At 38.4% G+C, this 20,325-nt stretch carries 18 protein-coding genes; 17 read left to right on the plus strand and 1 reads right to left on the minus strand.

What is annotated here, in order from left to right:
- Nucleotides 1-47: 47 nt before the first annotated feature.
- From AC1VS3_RS02670 to AC1VS3_RS02720, 11 genes are all read left to right on the plus strand, one after another.
- On the plus strand, nucleotides 48-407 hold the full coding sequence (locus tag AC1VS3_RS02670) for a PTS sugar transporter subunit IIB (protein WP_481275513.1): 360 nt from the start codon (nucleotides 48-50) through the stop codon (nucleotides 405-407).
- The gene (locus AC1VS3_RS02675) at nucleotides 394-798 is read left to right on the plus strand and encodes a PTS sugar transporter subunit IIA (protein ID WP_008689567.1); all 405 of its coding nucleotides are present in this window, start codon (nucleotides 394-396) and stop codon (nucleotides 796-798) included. The genes AC1VS3_RS02670 and AC1VS3_RS02675 overlap by 14 nt, the downstream gene beginning before the upstream one ends.
- A gap of 28 nt (nucleotides 799-826) precedes the next feature.
- Complete coding sequence (locus AC1VS3_RS02680; protein WP_008689564.1) at nucleotides 827-1,240, plus strand: PTS sugar transporter subunit IIA; 414 nt, start codon at nucleotides 827-829, stop codon at nucleotides 1,238-1,240.
- Nucleotides 1,241-1,254: 14 nt separating this feature from the next.
- Nucleotides 1,255-2,028 (plus strand): PTS mannose/fructose/sorbose/N-acetylgalactosamine transporter subunit IIC, encoded by a 774-nt coding sequence (locus AC1VS3_RS02685; protein WP_008689562.1) that lies wholly within the window; start codon nucleotides 1,255-1,257, stop codon nucleotides 2,026-2,028.
- Nucleotides 2,021-2,815, plus strand: a complete 795-nt coding sequence (locus AC1VS3_RS02690; RefSeq protein ID WP_008689560.1) for a PTS system mannose/fructose/sorbose family transporter subunit IID — start codon at nucleotides 2,021-2,023, stop codon at nucleotides 2,813-2,815. The genes AC1VS3_RS02685 and AC1VS3_RS02690 overlap by 8 nt, the downstream gene beginning before the upstream one ends.
- A gap of 13 nt (nucleotides 2,816-2,828) precedes the next feature.
- On the plus strand, nucleotides 2,829-3,317 hold the full coding sequence (locus tag AC1VS3_RS02695; RefSeq protein ID WP_008689558.1) for a PTS sugar transporter subunit IIB: 489 nt from the start codon (nucleotides 2,829-2,831) through the stop codon (nucleotides 3,315-3,317).
- A 99-nt stretch (nucleotides 3,318-3,416) separates the two neighbouring features.
- Entirely contained in the window at nucleotides 3,417-4,601 is a 1,185-nt protein-coding gene (locus tag AC1VS3_RS02700) for a MalY/PatB family protein (protein ID WP_119957550.1), read from the plus strand.
- Between the two features lie 62 nt (nucleotides 4,602-4,663).
- A complete protein-coding gene (locus AC1VS3_RS02705; protein WP_481275503.1) occupies nucleotides 4,664-6,589 on the plus strand; it encodes a BglG family transcription antiterminator in 1,926 nt (641 codons plus the stop codon).
- Between the two features lie 63 nt (nucleotides 6,590-6,652).
- Nucleotides 6,653-7,402, plus strand: a complete 750-nt coding sequence (locus AC1VS3_RS02710) for a sugar isomerase domain-containing protein (protein WP_008689553.1) — start codon at nucleotides 6,653-6,655, stop codon at nucleotides 7,400-7,402.
- Nucleotides 7,403-7,411: 9 nt separating this feature from the next.
- Complete coding sequence (locus tag AC1VS3_RS02715) at nucleotides 7,412-8,152, plus strand: sugar isomerase domain-containing protein (protein WP_008689551.1); 741 nt, start codon at nucleotides 7,412-7,414, stop codon at nucleotides 8,150-8,152.
- A gap of 484 nt (nucleotides 8,153-8,636) precedes the next feature.
- Nucleotides 8,637-11,756, plus strand: a complete 3,120-nt coding sequence (locus AC1VS3_RS02720; protein ID WP_226897024.1) for an ABC transporter ATP-binding protein/permease — start codon at nucleotides 8,637-8,639, stop codon at nucleotides 11,754-11,756.
- Nucleotides 11,757-11,978: 222 nt separating this feature from the next.
- On the opposite strand, the gene AC1VS3_RS02725 is transcribed toward AC1VS3_RS02720, so the two are convergent.
- Complete coding sequence (locus tag AC1VS3_RS02725; protein WP_008689546.1) at nucleotides 11,979-12,941, minus strand: alpha-helical endospore appendage domain-containing protein; 963 nt, start codon at nucleotides 12,939-12,941, stop codon at nucleotides 11,979-11,981.
- Nucleotides 12,942-13,082: 141 nt separating this feature from the next.
- On the opposite strand from AC1VS3_RS02725, the gene AC1VS3_RS02730 reads away from it, so the two are divergent.
- From AC1VS3_RS02730 to AC1VS3_RS02755, 6 genes are all read left to right on the plus strand, one after another.
- Nucleotides 13,083-13,379 (plus strand): alpha-helical endospore appendage domain-containing protein, encoded by a 297-nt coding sequence (locus AC1VS3_RS02730; protein ID WP_008689543.1) that lies wholly within the window; start codon nucleotides 13,083-13,085, stop codon nucleotides 13,377-13,379.
- Nucleotides 13,379-15,469, plus strand: a complete 2,091-nt coding sequence (locus AC1VS3_RS02735) for an alpha-helical endospore appendage domain-containing protein (protein WP_481275504.1) — start codon at nucleotides 13,379-13,381, stop codon at nucleotides 15,467-15,469. Before AC1VS3_RS02730 ends, AC1VS3_RS02735 begins: the two co-directional genes overlap by 1 nt.
- Before the next feature lie 624 nt (nucleotides 15,470-16,093).
- Nucleotides 16,094-18,082 (plus strand): BglG family transcription antiterminator, encoded by a 1,989-nt coding sequence (locus AC1VS3_RS02740; RefSeq protein ID WP_481275505.1) that lies wholly within the window; start codon nucleotides 16,094-16,096, stop codon nucleotides 18,080-18,082.
- Nucleotides 18,075-18,554: a PTS sugar transporter subunit IIA gene (locus tag AC1VS3_RS02745; RefSeq protein ID WP_481275506.1), complete on the plus strand. Its 480-nt coding sequence runs from the start codon at nucleotides 18,075-18,077 to the stop codon at nucleotides 18,552-18,554. The genes AC1VS3_RS02740 and AC1VS3_RS02745 overlap by 8 nt, the downstream gene beginning before the upstream one ends.
- A gap of 20 nt (nucleotides 18,555-18,574) precedes the next feature.
- Nucleotides 18,575-18,850 carry a PTS sugar transporter subunit IIB gene (locus tag AC1VS3_RS02750; RefSeq protein WP_008689536.1) on the plus strand — a complete coding sequence of 92 codons (276 nt, stop codon included), beginning with the start codon at nucleotides 18,575-18,577 and terminating at the stop codon, nucleotides 18,848-18,850.
- A 195-nt stretch (nucleotides 18,851-19,045) separates the two neighbouring features.
- Complete coding sequence (locus tag AC1VS3_RS02755; protein WP_008689534.1) at nucleotides 19,046-20,323, plus strand: PTS ascorbate transporter subunit IIC; 1,278 nt, start codon at nucleotides 19,046-19,048, stop codon at nucleotides 20,321-20,323.
- The last annotated feature ends 2 nt before the right edge of the window (nucleotides 20,324-20,325 follow it).

The following is a 20,325-nucleotide window of genomic DNA, read 5'->3' on the forward strand; positions in this document are numbered from 1 at the left end:
GGACAAAAATGTTTTAATTATTTTGTGTGTCTACTTGACACAAGCTGATCAATTTAGCGAAGCCTAAAAATGTTGAACTGCTGTTTTATGAACTTGCTGCATGCCGAGATGCTTTATTAGATGCCTTAGAAAATGATGATCGCGTGATGGTCATCGTTGAAAATTTCAGTGATGCTTGGCAGCTTCATGAGATATTACCTACGATTCACTCTATTAATGTGGGCGGTTACCGTAATAAATCAGATAAAGAAGCCATAGTATTGAATCGTTTTGTGATTTTGCGCAAGGAAGATATTGAAATTTGTCAGCGGCTCATGAACAAAGGTGTTAAGTTGGAAATTCGTCAAATACCTGCAGAAAAGGAACAATTGATAGATCTAAGTGAGGTCAGACATGGAACAGGATAATACGATCTTGATCGTAACACATGGAAACATCGGCAAAGAGTTATTGGATAGTGCCTCCATGTTTATAAAAATTGAGCAGCAAGTCCATGTTATCGGACTTTATGCGGATGATGATATAAACGATGTTCACAAAAAAGTAGAAAACTTTATATCGCATCACGCCGCTGTCTTAATTTTAACCGATTTGCTGTCCGGGGCGACAACACGCATAGCTGCATTATCCTTGCAATATCCACAGGTAGAGGTTATTACGGGTATGAATCTGGTAATGTTGATTAGTGCCATTCGTGAAAGCTTAAATTATGATGTAAAGACATTGGCTGCTGTCGTGAAAAAAACAGCTGTAGAAGATATCGTAAATGTTCGCAAACGAATAGATGATGAAGAATAAACAGGAAGGAGAGAGGCACTTGTACGAGATGCTGATACTATCGCATGGTGCTTTAGCAGAGGGGTATCATCAGACGATGAAAATGATTTTAGGTGAGGAACCGGATATAACATACTGCGCACTTGAAGAGGATGATTCAAGTGAAGATTTGGAAAAGAAAATTCACACCTGTATCCATTGGCAAAATTCTATGCCATTGCTCGTATTAGCAGATATCTACAGCGGTTCACCTTGCCGCAGTGCTATTACGCAGTTATTTTCCAGTTCAAAAAAGAGTTATTTAATAGCCGGCATCAGCCTGCCTCTTGTTATGGAAGCGTATTTACAAAGAAATGGGGAATTATCACAAATTGTGGACAATCTCATTTCCGTTGCAAAAGAAAATGTGATTAATGTGAATGAGTTATTACTGAAAACAAAACAAAATATGGAAGACGAGTAAAGGAGAAAAAGGAAATGGAAATTAATTTTCTACAAATTATATTGCTATCGCTTTATGCATTTATTGCTATAAACGATGCGATTCATATGGATTTTGGTTTAAACAGACCTTTAATTGCCGGCTGTTTTGCCGGTGTGGTCATGGGGAATCTGAGCTTTGGACTCACTGTAGGGGCAACCTTACAATTGATGGTTTTAGGTGTTTCTAATTTTGGGGGATCATCACTTCCGGATTTCATGTCTGCTGCTTTAATTGGTACGGCATTGGGTACGATCAGTGGCAAAGGTGTGGAGTTCGGTATCGGTTTGGCTGTACCGGTTGGAATGTTATTGGTTCAGCTTGATGTATTTGCTCGTTTTGCGAATACGTTCTTTCAACACCGTGCGGATCGTTATATGGAAAGCGGTAATATAAAAGGCATTGAACGGATGAATGTCCTTGGTATCTTCTGTTGGGGATTCTCAAGAGCAATACCAGTATTCTTATGTTTATTGCTAGGCAGTGAATTAGTACAAAATTTTGTTGCTTACTTCCCGGATTGGTTAGGTGATGGCTTAAAAGTTGCCGGAGGATTATTACCAGTTGTTGGTATTGCTATCTTGTTGAAATATCTTCCTACCAAAAAATATACAGCATATTTGATAATCGGTTTTGTTCTATCTGCATACATGAGTATTCCTATGTTGGGAGTTGCTTTAGTCGGTGCTGCTCTGGCATTATTGGCATATCGCAGAAGTGGCGAAAAAGAATTAACATCCGTTATGGAAGGAGCTGATGAAGATGAATGAGCCAATTACAAAACAAGATATTAAAAAAGTTAGATATCGCTGGTTGTTATTAGGTGAGGCAGCATGGAATTATGAAAAGATGCAAGGTTTGGGATATTGTTTCTCTATGATACCTGTATTAAAAAAATTGTATCCTGAGCAGGAGGATATGAAAAAAGCACTGAATACACATTTACAATTCTTTAATACTCATCAGGAATTTGCGGAAATCATACTCGGTATAGATATCGCAATGGAAGAAAAAGAAGGAATTGAAGCTTTAGAAGCTGTATCTGCCATCAAAACTGGTTTGATGGGACCACTTGCCGGTATCGGGGATACTTTATTCGGTGTGATTGCCAATACGATCTTCTTCTCTATTGGTTCTTATATGGCATTAGAAGGAAATCCTATCGGGATTATCATGTATTTGATTTGGGGTTGTATCCGTGTTGCTTTGCGAGGTCAATTTATTCGTATCGGTTATCGTGAAGGGACAAAATTAATTCAAAATCTTGGGGATAAGATGAATCGAGTAACAGAAGCTGCGAGTATCTTAGGACTTACGGTCGTAGGAGCTTTGATACCTAGTGTTGTAAATGCCAATGTACCATTTGTCTTTAAAAGCGGCGAAGTTAAAATGGAACTACAAAACATCTTAAATCAAATTATGCCTTCATTGATTCCGGTTTTATTAGTAGCATTGGTGTATACATTATTAAATAGAAAGGGAATGACATCTTTTAAAGCTATTATCTTTGTGATGATTTTGGGAATTGTCTGTAGTGTAGCCGGCATTTTAGGCTGATGGAGGTAGTGTTATGACAAAAGGTTTGGTACATGTTCGTATTGATGATCGTTTGATTCACGGTCAGGTAGCGGTATATTGGTGTAATGCTGTAAACGCGACAAGAATCATGGTGGCGAATGATGTCATGTATGAAAATGATGTTCAAAAAGCAGCGTTACGTTTAGTTGTTCCGGCAGGTTTAAAATCATCGTTATTGAATATCGAAAAAGCTACAAAAAATTTAGTAAGTGGTAAATATGAAGGTCAGCGTGTCATTTTGGTCGTACGCAGACCTAAAGATATCTTGCGTATGATGGATCATGGCGTAGAGGTTCAAGAAATCAATGTTGGAAATCTTCCAGCGCGTGATGGAACGCGAAATGTGAAAAAAAGTATCAATGTAACAGATGAAGAAATTAAAGATTTTCAAGAATTGTCACGACGTGGTGTAAAACTTACCGGCAAACAGGTACCAGATAATGCAGATGATGATCTAATGGAGCTGATTAATAAATTATGAGTATGAAAACATCACAGCTTCTGTGATGTTTTCTATCCTATTCTGCATAATACCAAATAAAGCATCGTAAACCGGATGTAAGAAAAGGAGAGTGATGAAATGTATCAATTCGATAAAGCCCAATCACGTTTAAACAGCAGTTGTACCAAGTGGGATCGTTATAAGAGCCGTTATCAAATAGAAGAAGATGTGATACCTTTATGGGTTGCGGATATGGATTTTGAATGTCTGCCTGAAGTGAGTGAAGCAATAAGAAAACGGGCAGCGCATCCGATATATGGTTATACAGATCCTCCAAAGGAATTGTATGACGCTATCATACAATGGGAAAAACGACAGCATGATGTGGAGGTGAGAAAAGAAGAAATCATCTTCAATACAGGCGTTGTATATGGTTTTTATACGTTGATCGATATGTTGGTAAAACATGATGAAAAGGTAATCGTACAACCTCCGGTATATCCGCCTTTCTTTAATATACCAAAAAGTTTACAACGAGAAGTCGTTTATAATCCTTTACAACATGGACAAGGCGGATGGCACATGGATTTGCAGCATTTTGAAGAATGTTTGAAAAAAGATGCATCCATTCGTATGTTTATTTTATGCAACCCACACAATCCAACGGGGCAGTGTTATACATTGGAAGAAATTAACAATGTAATGGAACTGTGTAAGCGCTATAATGTATGGGTAGTATCTGACGAAATTCATGCGGATATCATCATGCCGAATCAACATCATGTGAGTGCGTTAAAATGCCGATGTGCATATCATGACAATTTGATTCTGTTAGGTGCACCAACCAAAACGTTTAATTTAGCCGGATTAAAAATATCGTATGCAATTGTCAAAAATGCGGTGTTACAAGAAACATTTGCATCCGTAGCGAAAGCAAGCGGTTTATCTAGCATCAATATTTTTGGTATTGAGGCTTTGATTGCAGCATATACAAAGGGGGATCAATGGAGGGAGGAGTGCTGTGCATACATTTATGATAACTTTCTGTTCTTAAAGGAATTTCTTGCCAATACTATGCCATTGGTAAGATATGAAATTCCTCAGGCTACCTATTTAGCTTGGCTTGATTTTTCTGCATTGCAGGTACCGGCAGACTTTGCTGAACGCCTGAAATTTGAAGCGCATGTAGAATTACAGCCGGGAATTGGTTTCGGAAAAGCATATGGAGCATATCAGCGTGTGAATGTTGCCTGCCCAAGAGAAACGCTAAAAGAGGGTATGTTGCGCATTTATGCCTGGTTGAAAAAGAACAGGTATCTATAATGTACTCTTAATTTTGAATATCCAAACAGCAGGATATTTATGGAAAAAGCAGGAGGAGAAATATGATATTGTTAAATGAGCGATTAAAAGGTATCATCCGTATTCTCAAGGATACCCAAGATTATATCACCAGTAAACAACTGGCGGATCAAATGGATATCAGTGTACGAACCATTAAGAGTACATTAAAAGGTTTAAAGATGGAATTAACAGCCTATGGTGCTGAATTAGAAATTAAACGTGGTGTAGGCTATCGGTTGCATATCTTGAATGAAGAAGCTTTTTTACCTATCAAGAATCGTATCCAGAGTGAATCGCCTCGGCAGTTTCCGCATACGCAAAAAGAACGTTCCATATATATCATCCGAAAGCTTTTATCTTTAGATTATCCGATAAAATTAGATGATCTAGCGGATGAACTATACGTAAGCCGCAATACGATTTCTTTGGATATTAAAGAAGTGAAACGTTTATTACATAATTATCACCTTATCATCGTTCAATCTAACAACAATGGAATCATCGTAGAAGGAAGTGAAATTCAGAAACGTATTTGTATCAATGATTTTTTCTTTCAAGATAAGATGCAAGATTTCTTTGTTCAAAACAATGTGATGTTTTCCAGTGAATATAATCAAAATGAGATACGTTATATACGAGAGGCACTATTGCATGTTTTAAATAAACATAACATTCATTTCTCAGATGTTTCTATTCAAAATATGGTCATACATATCGTTATAGAGCTTCGTCGTTGTAAATTTTATCAATATGTTCGTTTTGATGACGCTGTAATGCAGCAGATGAAAGAACATAAAGCGTACAAAGCTGCCATAGAATTGAAGCAAATGTTGGAAGAGCAGATGAATATCATTTTTCCTGAACATGAAACGATTTATCTAACGATGCATATCTTATCTAAGACAGTGATGGGAAATGAAGATATCCGCAAATTTGATTTATCCTATATGGATGCTTTATTACAAAAGGTATTCAAACGTATTGAGCAGCGCTTCGCCATATCTTTCAAAAAGGATACGGAGATATATGAATTCTTAAAGCTGCATATTCCATCCATGGCAGAGCGTATTCGCCTGCAATTGACTTTACGGAATCCATTATTATTGGAAAATAATCGGCGTTATCAATTTGCAGTGGAGCTAACGTTGGAAGCTGTTGATGTGATTGAAGAGGAATTACAGATTGAAATAGACCATAATGAATTTGGGTATCTGGTACTATATTTCAATCTAGCCTTAAATCGTTATCAGAGCCGAATCAAGAAACGTTTAATATTAGTAAGTGGTTATGGCAGACCGGAAATGATCATGACGCTGAATACGCTGAATGAAAATTTTAAAGGCTTTATTGATGATATTGTTACTTGTGATGTCATAGAATTGGAAAATTTCTCTTTTCAACACAATGATATCGTAATAACGACTATCCCTATTATGCCAAGCAGTAAAGTACCGGTTGTATATATACAGGGAAAGGTAGAATTTTATTACCATGAGATTTTATCGTTATTAAAGAGTGAATATGATATCAATTGTTCTATCCGCAAATATTTGCTGCCTTCTTTATATCAAGAAGGGTTGTTGTGTAAAAATAAACAAGATGTGTACAAGGAGCTAGAAAAGCTCTTGGCAGCTATGTGGGGGGAAGCGGAAGCTACGAAATTGGTAAACGGTATTTATCATTTAGGAAATGAAGTTGGAAATGACATCATCTGTTTGCATTCCCGCTATGATTACCATACGCCATTTATTGCGTTTTTAAGTCTTAAAAATCATATGCTATGGGAAAAGCAGCATGTGCGTTATATCTTTTTTATGAATATGAATGCAGAAAGTGATAAAGAAATGGTACATCATATGTATCATTTAATATCAAACTGGGCTGATGTAAAGACACGCATTACATATTATGCGAAAAATCAGGATTATCAAGAATTAATCGAAAGTTTAGATAACAGTCGTCTATAAGTTACTTACTGCATGCAGCATAAAACCATGCAGAGAAAAACATGAGAACAAAAGGAGGATATCATGAAGGCTTGGAAAAATTATTTTTTGACAATGCAAGATGTAGTACAAAAGGTATTGGATACACAGGAAGAAAATATTATGCAGGCGGCGAAAATACTTGCCAATACAACAAAGAACGGCGGTATTATTTATGGTTTTGGTACAGGTCATTCACATTTAGTTACGGATGATGCGTTTTGGAGAGCCGCTACACCGGCTAATTATTGTGCTTTATTGGAACAAAGTGCAACCGGCAGCTTCGAAATAACCAAAAGTTATCACATTGAAAATACATATGGTATCGGGAAGTTAATGGTAGATTACCATCGTATTACCCCTAAAGACTGTATGATCATCATTTCTAATTCCGGAAACAATATTGCGCCGGTAGATGCGGCACTGCGAGCAAAGGAAAAGGGGATACCGGTGATTGGCATTACGGCATGTGCATATAGTGATTATTTAAAAACGAAGCATAAAGACGGAGTAAAATTAAAGGACATTGCCGATGTTGTATTGGATAATTGCTCTTTGATTGGGGATGCCGCAGTTGCGATTGAAGGCTTTGATATGAAGGTTGGCGCTACCAGTACGATACCTTCAGTATATTTGCAAAATGCTGTTTTGGTGCAGATGGTTGAATTATTGGTTGAAGAAGGCATGGAACCGGATGTGTATTACAATGGGCATATGGCATTTATGAAACCGGAATGTGCAGATCATAATGATCAATTAGTCGATAAGTATTTTTATCGCATTCGTAATTTATAGGAGCTGTTTATGGAAAACAGCAAATTGTATATTGAGCATGTGATAGAACTTTTGCATGCAATCGCCAATGAGCAAGATGTTTATGTACAGCAGGCAAGTGATTTGCTTGTGGAAACGATAAAACAACAACATAGCATTTTTATTTTTGGGGCATCTCATGCCGGTATTTTGGCACAGGAAATGTTTTATCGTACAGGCGGTCTGGTAGTGGTAAATCCTATTTTACCAAGAGAAGTCATGCTAGATGTACGGCCGATCATTCAGACATCGCAAATGGAACGCTTGGCTGGATATGGTAAGATCTTAGCAGATAATAGTAAGATGAAAGCGCATGATGTCTTGATCATTCATTCTGTCTCAGGTAGAAATACAATCGCCATTGATATGGCATTGGAAGCGAAGAAAAAAGGAATTGCGGTAATCGCCATCACCAATGTCACATATTCCAAACAGGTCAAAAGTCGTCATGCATGTGGAAAAAACTTATATCAAATCGCCGATATCGTAATTGATAATTGCGGGGATTTTGAAGATTCCTGCATGTTGATGGATGGTATGAAGCAGAAAGTAGCGCCTACTTCTACAATAACGGGAGCTGCCATCATTAACAGTTTGGTCATTCAAGTTGTAGAAAAGTTATTAAAGCAACAGATAGAGCCGCCGATTTTTCATTCGGCGAATGTTGATGGCGGAGATGCGTTCAATAAAGCGCTCATCGAAAAATATAAGGATCAGATTTTTTATATGTAGTCATAGCATAACATAAGAATTTATGAAACCCTGACGATAGTAAGATTCGCACTGGCATCTTGTAATATCCATTATAAGATGCTTTTTAAGTTATTTCCGCTTCTTTTTATTAAAAAGCACTTTGGATATTACCATTTCTTATATCCAAAGCTTAATGAAACACGCAGTTCTTTATTTCTGTAAAGTATTGATACAGTGTTGCTCCAAATCGGTTTCGCTTGTTGCCGACTACATATCTTGAGGGGAATTACTTTTTGTTAGGTTATAAAATATGGTATAATCTATCTTGTAACCTATGCATCATGAAATGATATAAGAAATGGTTGCTCATAAAAAAGGATTCCTCTGTATTCTTGTATACAGCATATCAATTATTATCTGTTTTTCAAATAATCTTCTCCATTTGATAACAGCATCTTTTATGATTATCTTAAGAATAGATGCATAAGGCATGAAAACCATGCTTACAATAAGACAAGGAGGTATGCAAGTGTTAAGACTGGATACAATACGTAAAACTTATAAGACTGGTAACTTTGAACAAAAAGCATTGGATGGGGTATCCATTAATTTCCGCAGCAATGAGTTTGCGGCAATTCTTGGACCATCGGGCTCAGGTAAGACAACGATGCTGAATATTATCGGTGGTTTAGATCATTATGACAGTGGTGATCTTGTCATTGAAGGGATTTCCACCAAAAAATACACCTCACGAGATTGGGATACGTATCGTAATAATCGTATCGGTTTTGTTTTTCAAAGTTATAATTTAATACCTCACCAAACGATTCTCTCCAATGTAGAGCTAGCCTTGACATTAAGTGGTATACCGGCGGCTCAGCGCAAAGAAAGAGCAATTGCGGCTTTAACAGAAGTTGGATTAAAAGAGCATATACACAAAAAGCCAAATCAATTAAGCGGCGGTCAGATGCAGCGTGTTGCGATTGCCAGAGCTTTGATCAATAATCCGGAAATCTTGTTAGCGGATGAACCAACCGGGGCACTGGATACCAAAACAAGTATTCAGGTCATGGATCTATTGACGAATATTGCCAAAGATCGATTGGTCATTATGGTAACACATAATCCAGAACTTGCACATCAGTATGCAAACCGTATCGTACAGCTGCAGGATGGGAAAATTACCGCGGACAGTCATCCATTTGCGTTGGATGAGCAAGAAGGGGTAGTGCAACGCACGATAAGAAAAGCTAAGATGTCTTTACGTACCGCCATATCGTTGTCTTTCAGTAATCTGATGACCAAGAAAGCACGTACGTTTATTACCGCTTTGGCCGGTTCCATCGGTATCATCGGTATCGCGGCAATCTTATCGTTAGCGAATGGTATCAATTTGTATATCGAAGATGTAGAGCGGGAAACGTTAAGCCTGTATCCATTGACGATTCAGCAAAGTGGTATTGATCTTACCAGTATGATGAGTGAACATGGACAGAGTACGCAAGTAAAAGATAAGAAGGATGAGCAAGGCGTTAGTGAAATCAGCATGATCAAAGATATGTTTTCTTATCAAAAACAAAACGATATGACAGCATTAAAAACATATCTGGAAACACATGAAACAGCAATCTCACCTTATGTTAATACGATACAATATACCTACAATATCACACCACAGATTTATTTAAAGGATACGGATAAAACGATTGAACAAGTGAATCCGGATTCGTTATTTAACACCACAAATGATCCGGCACAAAATATGAGTGCCATGATGGGAATGGGAAATTTCACCAGCATGAATGCCTTTCATGAATTACCACAAGAAACCAAGATGTATGAAAATCAATATGAGGTAGTAGCAGGGCGTTGGGCGAAGGAATATGATGAAATGGTGCTAGTCTTGTCCTCCAGTGGCAAAGTATCGGATTTTGTTTTATATTCCATGGGAATCAACGACCGTGAAGAATTACGTAATTTATTGGAAGATTCACAAAATGGTAAGAAAGTAAAAGTGGAAAAGGAAAAGACAGTAACGAAACATTCTTATGAGACGTTATTGTCTCCTAAATTCAAGGTCATTCTGCCTGCGGATAAATATCGTTATGATGAAAAACATAAGATATGGAATGATGAATCAAAAAATAAGAAGTATATGAAAAAAATCATAGCGAATGGCGTGGAATTGAAAATTGTCGGCATTGTCAAACCTGAATCGGATGCGGCTATCTCCTCTTTATCCTCAGGCATTAATTATTCACCAAAGCTGACAAGCTATTTAATGAAGGAAGCCGAAAAGCAAAAAATTGTCCAGGAACAATTAAAAAATCCGACGATTAATGTGTTTACAGGGAAATCTTTTCAACAAGAAAACAATGATCAGCAGCCGAAGTTGGAATTTGCGGATGTTGTTTCCATTGATGAACAAAAGATTCAGAATGCTTTCAAAATGGATACTTCTGCCTTTGATATGAGTAAAATAAAAGTTAAGGTCGATAAATTTGAAATACCGAACGATGAGCTTCCTAAAGTGAACGCCAATATGGAAGAGGTGTTTGCTTCTGTTGCCAGTCAGGTCCAGATACCAACCGATCAGCTCTCGACAATCTTTTCTTCCCTTATGATGAATTTCATTTCGGAAGAATTAAAAAATGGTGTAAGTGATCCTACCCAGATGTCACAAGATCTCAACACGTATCTGGCAAAACCAGAGGTGCAGGCACAGATTGGGCAGCAATTGGGAAGTGCCATTGATACGACGAAATTATCGAAACAGCTAAGCAAAGCTTTGCAGACACAGATGGAAGGTGTTATGCAGACGTATGTCAAACAAATGAGCACACTCGTTGAAAAACAAATACAGCGACAATCGCAGCAAGTTATGCAACAGCTTATGGCACAGTTGCCGGCACAGCTGAAAAACAGCATTCAGATAGATACAACAGCGTTTCAAGATGCTTTCCAGATGAATATGAGTGAAGAGGAATTGATGAATTTCTTAAATACGCTGATGAATCCGGTGGTAACGACATATGAACGTAATATGACGGCATTAGGTTATGCGGATGTGAATACACCACAGCAGGTAAATATTTATCCTTTGAACTTTCAATCCAAACAAAATATTCTGAATTTTCTTGATCGTTATAATGCCGATTTAAAGAAACAAGGAAAAGATCCGATTCATTATACGGATCTGGTAGGGACGATGATGACTTCCGTGACTGATATCGTGAATACGATCAGTGCAGCATTAATTGCCTTTGTAGCTATTTCCTTAATTGTATCAAGTATTATGATTGGAGTCATTACGTACATTTCGGTTATTGAACGTAAGAAAGAAATTGGTATTTTGCGTGCACTTGGTGCCAGCAAGCACAATATCCGCAGTGTCTTTAATGCGGAAACTTTGATTGTCGGTTTTGCCGCAGGAATGTTGGGCGTTTTCGTAACAGCCTTATTATGTATTCCGGCGAATATCATTGTAGAAAAGGAATTTGCAATTGAAAATATTGCCCAATTGCCGATTTCTGGTGCTATCATTTTAGTCATTATCAGTATGGTATTGACTTATATTGCAGGCTTGTTCCCGGCATCAGCAGCAGCTCGTAAAGATCCGGTGGAAGCTTTGCGCAGTGAATAGTGCATAAGCCATATCTTTTAGTAATCATGTTAGTAAAATATCCTAAAAAAGCTTCTTTTACAGTATTATAGTACTGTAGAAAGAAGCTTTCTTAACGTGAACCCTTTTCCTCTATTATACAATGGTTTTTTCCTTGATTGATTTGTTGGATTAAGGAAGAACCTGTTCATTACAAAGGAAGGGGGTTCTGAAACAGATTCTGAAAAAGCATCCCTTCCTTTTCTATTCACACGATACATCATTTTGTCGTTCTTGTATCGCTGTTAATTTGGCATATAGTACCTGTTCCAACATCGTAACATTGGTAATGGTCTGGATGATAGAGCGATTTACTTCCAGTAACTCACAAATAGAATCGGATAATGCTATGGCTCGCTGTAGTTTTTCACCCTCTGCATTGAGAATATGAGAAAGGGCTGCCTCCATACAGGCAATGGATGATAATAGTTTACATATGCAATCGGTTTTACAATCCATTTCGCAACAGCACGGTTGCTTACAGGTGCAGGGCTTTAAGATACAACGACAAAAACCACAGCCATCCGGTTTTTGCAGCAACAATAAGAAACATAAGGATGAGCCTGTAGCCATCTTATCATGATCCCACAGCATATCTTTTATGACACCTTCTACGGGCAGATCATAGCTTTCTAACATATCGCCTTGCGATGAGACGATATCAAAAAAAGACATGTTTTGGCTGATTCGAATAAGTGCAAAGGCATCCGCAAAGGGTAACGCAGTGTGACAGGCTGGTAGGGGAAGCGGGCATTTATGCAGAAACTCTCCGTTTTTTGTGATTTCTGCAATTCCATCTGTATACGACAATAGCAAGGTATCACGTTCTTCCTGATATGCGATTTGCTGAATATCGCCGGTTAGGTTCATCTGCACGTAAAAGCATTGAAGCTCATTTAAATCGCTGTCCAAGCAGTATACTACATTATGCTGTTGGGCATCACTCACCCAAAAACAATAATTTATGGAATCATAGCAAATCGCCGCATAAGCATGTGGACATGTGCATGACGTAAAAAATGTAAAATCTGCCCCATAAATATGGATGCTGTGTTCTAAAGGAACTGTCAGATAATACTCTTCACCGGTAAAGGCGGCTCCTTCATAAGTGGCAAGGTCATCTTTTTGTAATGCGATTTCATCCGTAAGCTGCAGTGTATATTCCATATTCATCACCTCCATGGTAGTTCTTTTTGTAGTGTATGATGATGATTTTTAAAACATGCGTATTCATGTGCACATTTCCGCTTGTTCATACATAGAATAAACTATGTAAGTAAATGCAAATAAAAAGAGGGAGGAATGCATATGGGAATGCCGACGATCACCCCGGGAAACCGTACACAGGAACAGGTGATGACGGATCTTATCGAATCCATTGCGATGCAGGAACGAGCTCTTTCGCACATCGTAAATGCCGAATCGGAAAAAATGCAGGCAATCATCAATATGGATACTGTGAGTACACAACAGCTTTTACAGCTGAATCAATCCGTTGAGCATATGATCAATGCCGCAGCACGTTTAGAAACCGTCTTACAGGCCAAATTGGAGCTAAGTAACCAGGAATGTAACATTAACGAAGAAGAAGAGGTGGATAGCTAGTGGCAACAGTTTCAGGAAGAGTCATCTTTGATCGTGATCGCAGTCTCAGTGTTAATACTGGAGACAGTGGTATAGCCAATATCCCTATCGTTTTACAAAATGTTGCGACAGGGGCAAGACTAACCGTCTTAACAGATGCCAATGGAAATTATAGCTTTATCAATGTGCCGAATGGCAGTTATCGTATTGTTGAGTCTTATGGAACAAATGGTGGGGTAACATCACCTGCCGATTTTACCAATGCCAGTGTAGGGAGTATTCCAACAGGTGCGAATCCACCGATAAGTGCCGTACTCAATCCGCCTACAGGAGCGACCAATATTGATTCTTTAACGCCGGATACTCTTTTCATTACGGTGAATCAAGCAGATATCGGAAATCAGAATTTCTTCAATGGTCCGGTTATTTATACACCAATTGAAGCAATTCTAGATCAATGTGCCATTATTTCCGGGGAAAACTTAATTCAAGCTGCAGATGAAGGAACCTTTGGGACTTTCCCAGCGGGTACACCTGCGAATACAGGTGCTCCAACAGAGCCATATCCCGGGGTGTCACCTGATTTCACCTATGTATTGCCAAATCCTGAAACCTTTACACCGCTAGATGGGGAATATACCGTACAAAATATTATGAATAATTCAAGGAGTGCAGAAATCGGCGCTTGGTGGAGAATTGCGGATCATACCTCTGGCAATGAAACGGGACGAATGATGATCGTAAATGGGTTTAATCCGGGGGCTATTTTCTTTCGCGAAACCGTAAATGTCACACCAAATACGAATTATCTTTTTAGTTCTTGGATCTTAAATCTGTTTCGTGTTACGGGATATCCTAATCCAGAATTAGGTGTGGAAATACTTGATCAAAATGGTGCTGTCCTATATAGTGCTACCCTTGGCGCTTTAATTCCGGTAAATACAAATGCACCGGAGTGGAAGGAAATCGGCAGTGTGATCAATTCCCAAAACAATACGACGTTAACTGTCGAATTTCTCAGTGAAGGGCCTGAAGTTATCGGTAATGACTATGCTATAGATGATATTGCTTTGCATGAAATACTCATTCGTGAATTTATTCCGGTAAAAACCGCTAGCACCTCGACCGTATATTTACAAGAGACTTTTGAATATACGGTAACATTAGAAAATACTTGTGATAATCCCTTAACCGATGTCTTCTTCCAAGATCTGATTCCACAAGGGCTCAGCTTTGTGCCTGGCAGTGTTATTGTGAATGGTATTTCGCAACCTACGTTGCAGCCGAATACAGGCTTTGCTTTACCGAATGTGGCTCCTCATAGCAGTGTAGTAGTGACCTTTACGGTACGTGCAGATGCCATACCTGCAACAAATCCTACCTTAAATCATGCCGATATGCGATATTCCTATACACCGGTAGAAGGTGGAATTCCACAGGAATTTGAAGTAACTTCCAATGAAGTAGCGGTAACGGTTGTGGGAACGTTAGCAGATGTATCCATTACAAAACGCGTTTCACCAACGAATGCCCAGCCCAATGAACCACTCACCTATACGCTAACCATTGTGAATGCAGGCCCATCGATCGCAGAGGATGTGGTAGTGAGTGATGAATTGGCTGCAGGTCTTAACAATGCACAAGTTTCGTTGGATGGCGGTAATAGTTTTCAGCCATGGGGTGGAAGTTTATCTTTAGGAAATCTAAATGTGAATGAGACAAGAACACTTCTGTTACGGGCAACAGTTGCGAATGATGTAACTGCACCACTAACCAACACGGCACGCGTAAGTGCCCAGACACCGGATCCCAATCTTGAAAATAATACAGCAACGATCACGACACCGATTGCAACACCACGCTGTCAGGCTTGGATTGATATTATGGATTCCATTGCCTTACAGGAAGCCGCATTAGCAAATCTCATCCAGGCAGAAGGCAGTAAGATGCAGAAAATTATACAGATGGAAGATGCTACTGCCTCACAACTTTTCCGCCTAAATTGTCGCATCACTTCTCTCATGGATGCCATTACCCGTTATGAACTGCTGTTGCAAATGAAATTGCAGACGGCTTCTGATGAATTGGCGGATTGTAATCTTTCTTCATAATGTCATCCTTTTATAACCATATGGAATGAATAGATTAAACACTTGTTTTTTCAAATAGCATCAAAAGGAAGGATACTGCTTTGGTATTCTTCCTTTTATGATGCGTATCAGAAACAGCAAACGTCCTGTGTATTGCTTTTTTTATGGTTTTATCATGGTAAAGAGGAAATGTCATGATCGTTATTGCATAGACTGAATGATGGTTGTATGTAAGAAACTTAATTGACTATTTGCTGCTTTAATAAATTACATAATGTTTTTTTATAGGTTTAAAAAGATATTTGGACTATTTGCATACTGGAATTCATTATCGAATGGTTTTATACATAAGTTGCATCGATATGCTTGTGTACTGGATGTACGCGGCTTGAATAATGATATTTATAATGTAAAGTTTATCAGTTTTTAGAATGATAAACCTCGTTTTATGATAATAAAGAAAATGCTATGATAAAACAATACAGAAATAATGGATATGGAACAGGTGGATGGTTTAACTTCCAGTTTATACCAAACTTCGGCATCTGCTTCAACATCTGTTTTCTGTTTTTCCTTTTTAAGTGGAAAAAGGATACCTATTATATTCTTTGGTATTTTTATATACTAACATCGAAGGAGGTACGAATGGAAAATTATAACAAACGATGGATTGCGATTCTGTATTATTTTCTTGATCATAAAGATATTGCCAATGGCGATAAGATTGCCTTGAGCGTTGGTGTATCCAGCCGAACGATCCGCAATGATATTAAAGAACTTAACACTCTGCTTGTTCAATATGATGCAGAAATCGTATCAGAAATAGGCATCGGCTATTTTCTTAAAATCAATGATAACCAAAAGTTTCAAAACTTCCTAGAAGAAATAAAAGCTGCGGAACGCTTTCGTCCATTAAAAAACATTGTACCTTCCAATGCGGATGAACGTATCTGGTACATTACATCACAGCTGTTGATTCATTCTTTGAAGGAAAAAGATCTGCTTACCACAGACATGTTGGAAGAACAGCTTTTTATCAGTGATTCTACCTTGCATAAAGATTTACAGATAATCAAAACAATCTTAAAGGAATATGGATTAAAGATCAGTAATACGAAACAGGATGGTTTACATATCGTTGGAGATGAAGCCAAGATACGCTTTTGCATTTCACAATATGTCTTTAATGCAAAGAGCAATGTCATTCAATATTCCCAAGCTTTTTATGAGGATATCTTTGATCATCGCGATATTGAAATTATTAAAAATATTTTAACCAATGCCATCATTCAATATGATTTAAAGTTAACGGATATTGCTTTTAAAAATTTAAATATCCATACATTGATTATGCTGAAACGCAGTAAGGGAAAACAGCATGTCATGTACAACCATGAGGATATACAGATGCTGAAAAGTTCAAAGGAATATCAATGTGCTTATGCGATCATCACAAACATCAGTAAAGAATTAGGTATCTCCCTAATGAATGAAATTTTCTATCTGAGCCAGCATCTCATCGCCAGTCAGAAGTTCTTTATTGAGAATGTCGATGATGATTATCAGTATAAGGATATCATCATTCATATTCTGGAAGAAATTAAAGAAACCATGCACATTGATTTGGCAGATGATTTACAGCTGATTAATGGATTGGCAATGCATTTGAATACGGCGATGCAAAGAGTTCATTTTGATATGAATATTCGCAATGAATTCATCGATATTTTGAAAAATTCTTATCCGTTAGCATTTGAGCTTGCCACTATCGCAGGCAGAACGATTGAAAAAAGTTATGCATTGTTACTAAGAGAAGCAGAAATCGGCTTTCTGACCATTCATTTTGGGGCATCTTTAGAGCGCAAAGGATTTCATAACGATGTACAACCTCAGCAATCTCATCCACGCATCAAAGTGGCTCTTGTCTGTATTGCCGGTGTTGCGATGGCGTTGCTGCTTAAGGAAAAATTAATCCGTAAATTTGGTGATGTGTTGGAAATCGTCAGAACCAGTCCTGCACAACAGGTAGATGAAGCCTTATTAAATGCCGTTGATCTCATTTTGACGACGGTTGATCTAAGCAATCTGCACAGCAATAAAATCATTAAGATCGGTTTATTTCCGGATGAAGATGATTTTAAGATGATCTCACAAGTCATTCAAAAGGATAGCGAGGCGGAAGCAATCGATTATACGACCATCTTTAGAAAAGAACTATTCTTTACCAAACAGCAACTGCATGACAAGTATGAAGTCATTGAGTTTATGGCAAATGCCATGATGAAGAAGGGGTATATCGATGAAGCAGTAAAAGCTTCCATTTTTAAGCGGGAAGAGATCTCCACAACGGAAATGGGGGGATTGATTGCTATACCACATGCCATGCTGAATGATATTGAACGCTTTGCGGTATCCATCATGGTCTTAAAGAAACCAATTCTTTGGGATAAGCAGAAGGTACAAGTAATCTTTCTGTTAAATATTCCAAAGAAGAAGTATCAGATATGGGAGCGTGTATTTAAAACGTTATATCACAATCTGATCTTAAACGCCGGTGTGAATAAACTGATTAAGCATCAAAATTATGAACAGTTTATTGCGGATATGCAGTTGAATGTTGATACAGATGGGTGAACAAAAACATAACAGGGAAAGAAACGGGGTGTTAGATTTGCGTTTATTGAATAAAGAAAGAGTAGCATTGCAGGTCAGGGTAAAGGATTGGAAGGAGGCAGTTAGAGTTAGTGGCCAGTTGCTGGTTGATGTAGGATCGATAGAATCCTGTTATATTGATGCCATTATCGAAAATATGCAGGAATATGGACCTTATTTTGTATTAGCACCAGGTGTTGCCATACCCCATGCAAGCTGTTCTTCCGGTGTCCATCAGGTAGATATCAGTGTGGTGACGCTAGCCAATGAAGTGGCATTTATGGATTCTTTAAATAATCCGGTCAAGCTGGTTATCTGTCTGGCAGCGACAGATAATAATTCGCATATTGAATTATTAAAAAAGGTTTCGCAAATATTGTCAGATGAGACATGTGTACAAAGGGTAAAACATGCCAAGACGGTAGAAGAAGTACTGACGATATTTAATTCATGATAAGGAAAGAAGGATGAAGAATGAAAATAGCATGTGTTTGTGCCATGGGATTAGGCAGCAGTCTTATTCTGAGAATGACGGTGGAAACCGCATTAAAACAATTACATATGAAAGATGTCGAGGTTGAGGTGGTAGATACCTCGACTGCCAGAGGATCACAGGCCGACATTATCGTATCTTCGCACAGCTTCTGTGAACAGCTGAGTGATATGGGAGTAGCCATGATTGAAGTTGTCAATTATACGGATGCGAATTATATCAAGGAACAGCTGCAAAAGATATTGTCTGCACAATAACAAAAAAAGCAACGTATATGCATATACATTCGTAATCATGGGGGAGTGTTGTAACTCGTATAAGAGTATAAAACAAATGGTATCATCAAAATAGTAAGATGATGATTGCATTATCTTCAACAAAACAATTACCATTGTGCGTAGTTGTTTTCAGATAAGTCAAAAACCCGAAAATAAGGGATGAGGAGGATTTGTATGGACTTAATGATGAATATTCTGACTTCGCTGATTTCACAAGCGGCGGTTTTGGTAGCATTAATGAGCTTTATCGGTTTGATTGCGCAAAAAGCACCATTTGAACGTGTCATGACCGGTACACTTAAAACATTTCTGGGCTTTCTGGTAATGTCACAGGGTGGCACGATTATTACTGGTATGTTAAATCCATTAAATGAAATTATGATGGAAGCCTTTCACATTCAAGGGGTCATTCCTGTCAATGAGGCAATCAGCGCGATTGCGGCAGAACAATTTGGTACCCAAATGGCATTAATCGCCTTCTTCGGTTTGATCTTGAATATGATATTAGCCCGCATTACTCGCTTTAAATATATTTTCTTAAGTGGCCATCATACGATTTTCATGGGTGCATTGACTTCCGTTATGTTGAGCGCCTTAGGATTAGAGCCGGTTGTTGTTGTCGTGATCGGTACCATTATCGTCGGTGTCTTAAGTGTCATAACGCCAGCCATTTCTATGCCATTTATGCGTAAGGTTACCGGGGGAGATACGATTGCTATGGGACATTGGGCAACAACCAGCTATGTCGTAGCAGGATTTGCAGGTAAACTTCTCGGTGGGGACCCTGAAACAACTTCAACAGAAAAACTAGAGTTCCCAAAATGGATGAGTTTCTTCCGTGAACCTGTCTTGTTAATGGGCATTGGTGTATTCTTAGTAACTGTTATCTCTTGTATTTTTGCCGGCGCCCCATTTGTAGCGAAGTATGCCGGGGATACCAACATGGTCGTTTGGGCCTTTATTCAAGGCTTCACCTTCAGTGCCGGGGTTACGGTTATTCTTACCGGTGTGCGTATGATCTTAGCGGAACTTGTTCCGGCTTTTAAAGGGATTGCCGAAAAAATTGTTCCGGATGCTATTCCTGCTTTGGATTGTCCAACCGTCTTTACCTTTGCACCAAATGCGGTCTTAGTTGGTTTCTTCGCTTATACAATTGGTCAGCTGATTGCTTTCTTTATCTTCTTGCAATTGGGCATGACCGTCATTGTTCCTACTTTATTACATAGCTTCTTTATGGGTGGTACAGCAGCTGTATTCGGTAATGCGACTGGTGGAAAACGCGGAGCTTTCTTTGGTGCCTTAATTGCCGGTATCTTGAATAACATTCTTTGTTCTATGCTCTTCCCGGTTTTCGGATCTTTGGGATTCTCAGGTACGACCTTCGCAGATACAGACTTCTCCATCATCGGCTTATTGATTTACTCAATTGGTAAAATGTTTGGATTAGCATAACC

Source organism: Longicatena sp. (assembly GCF_982403165.1).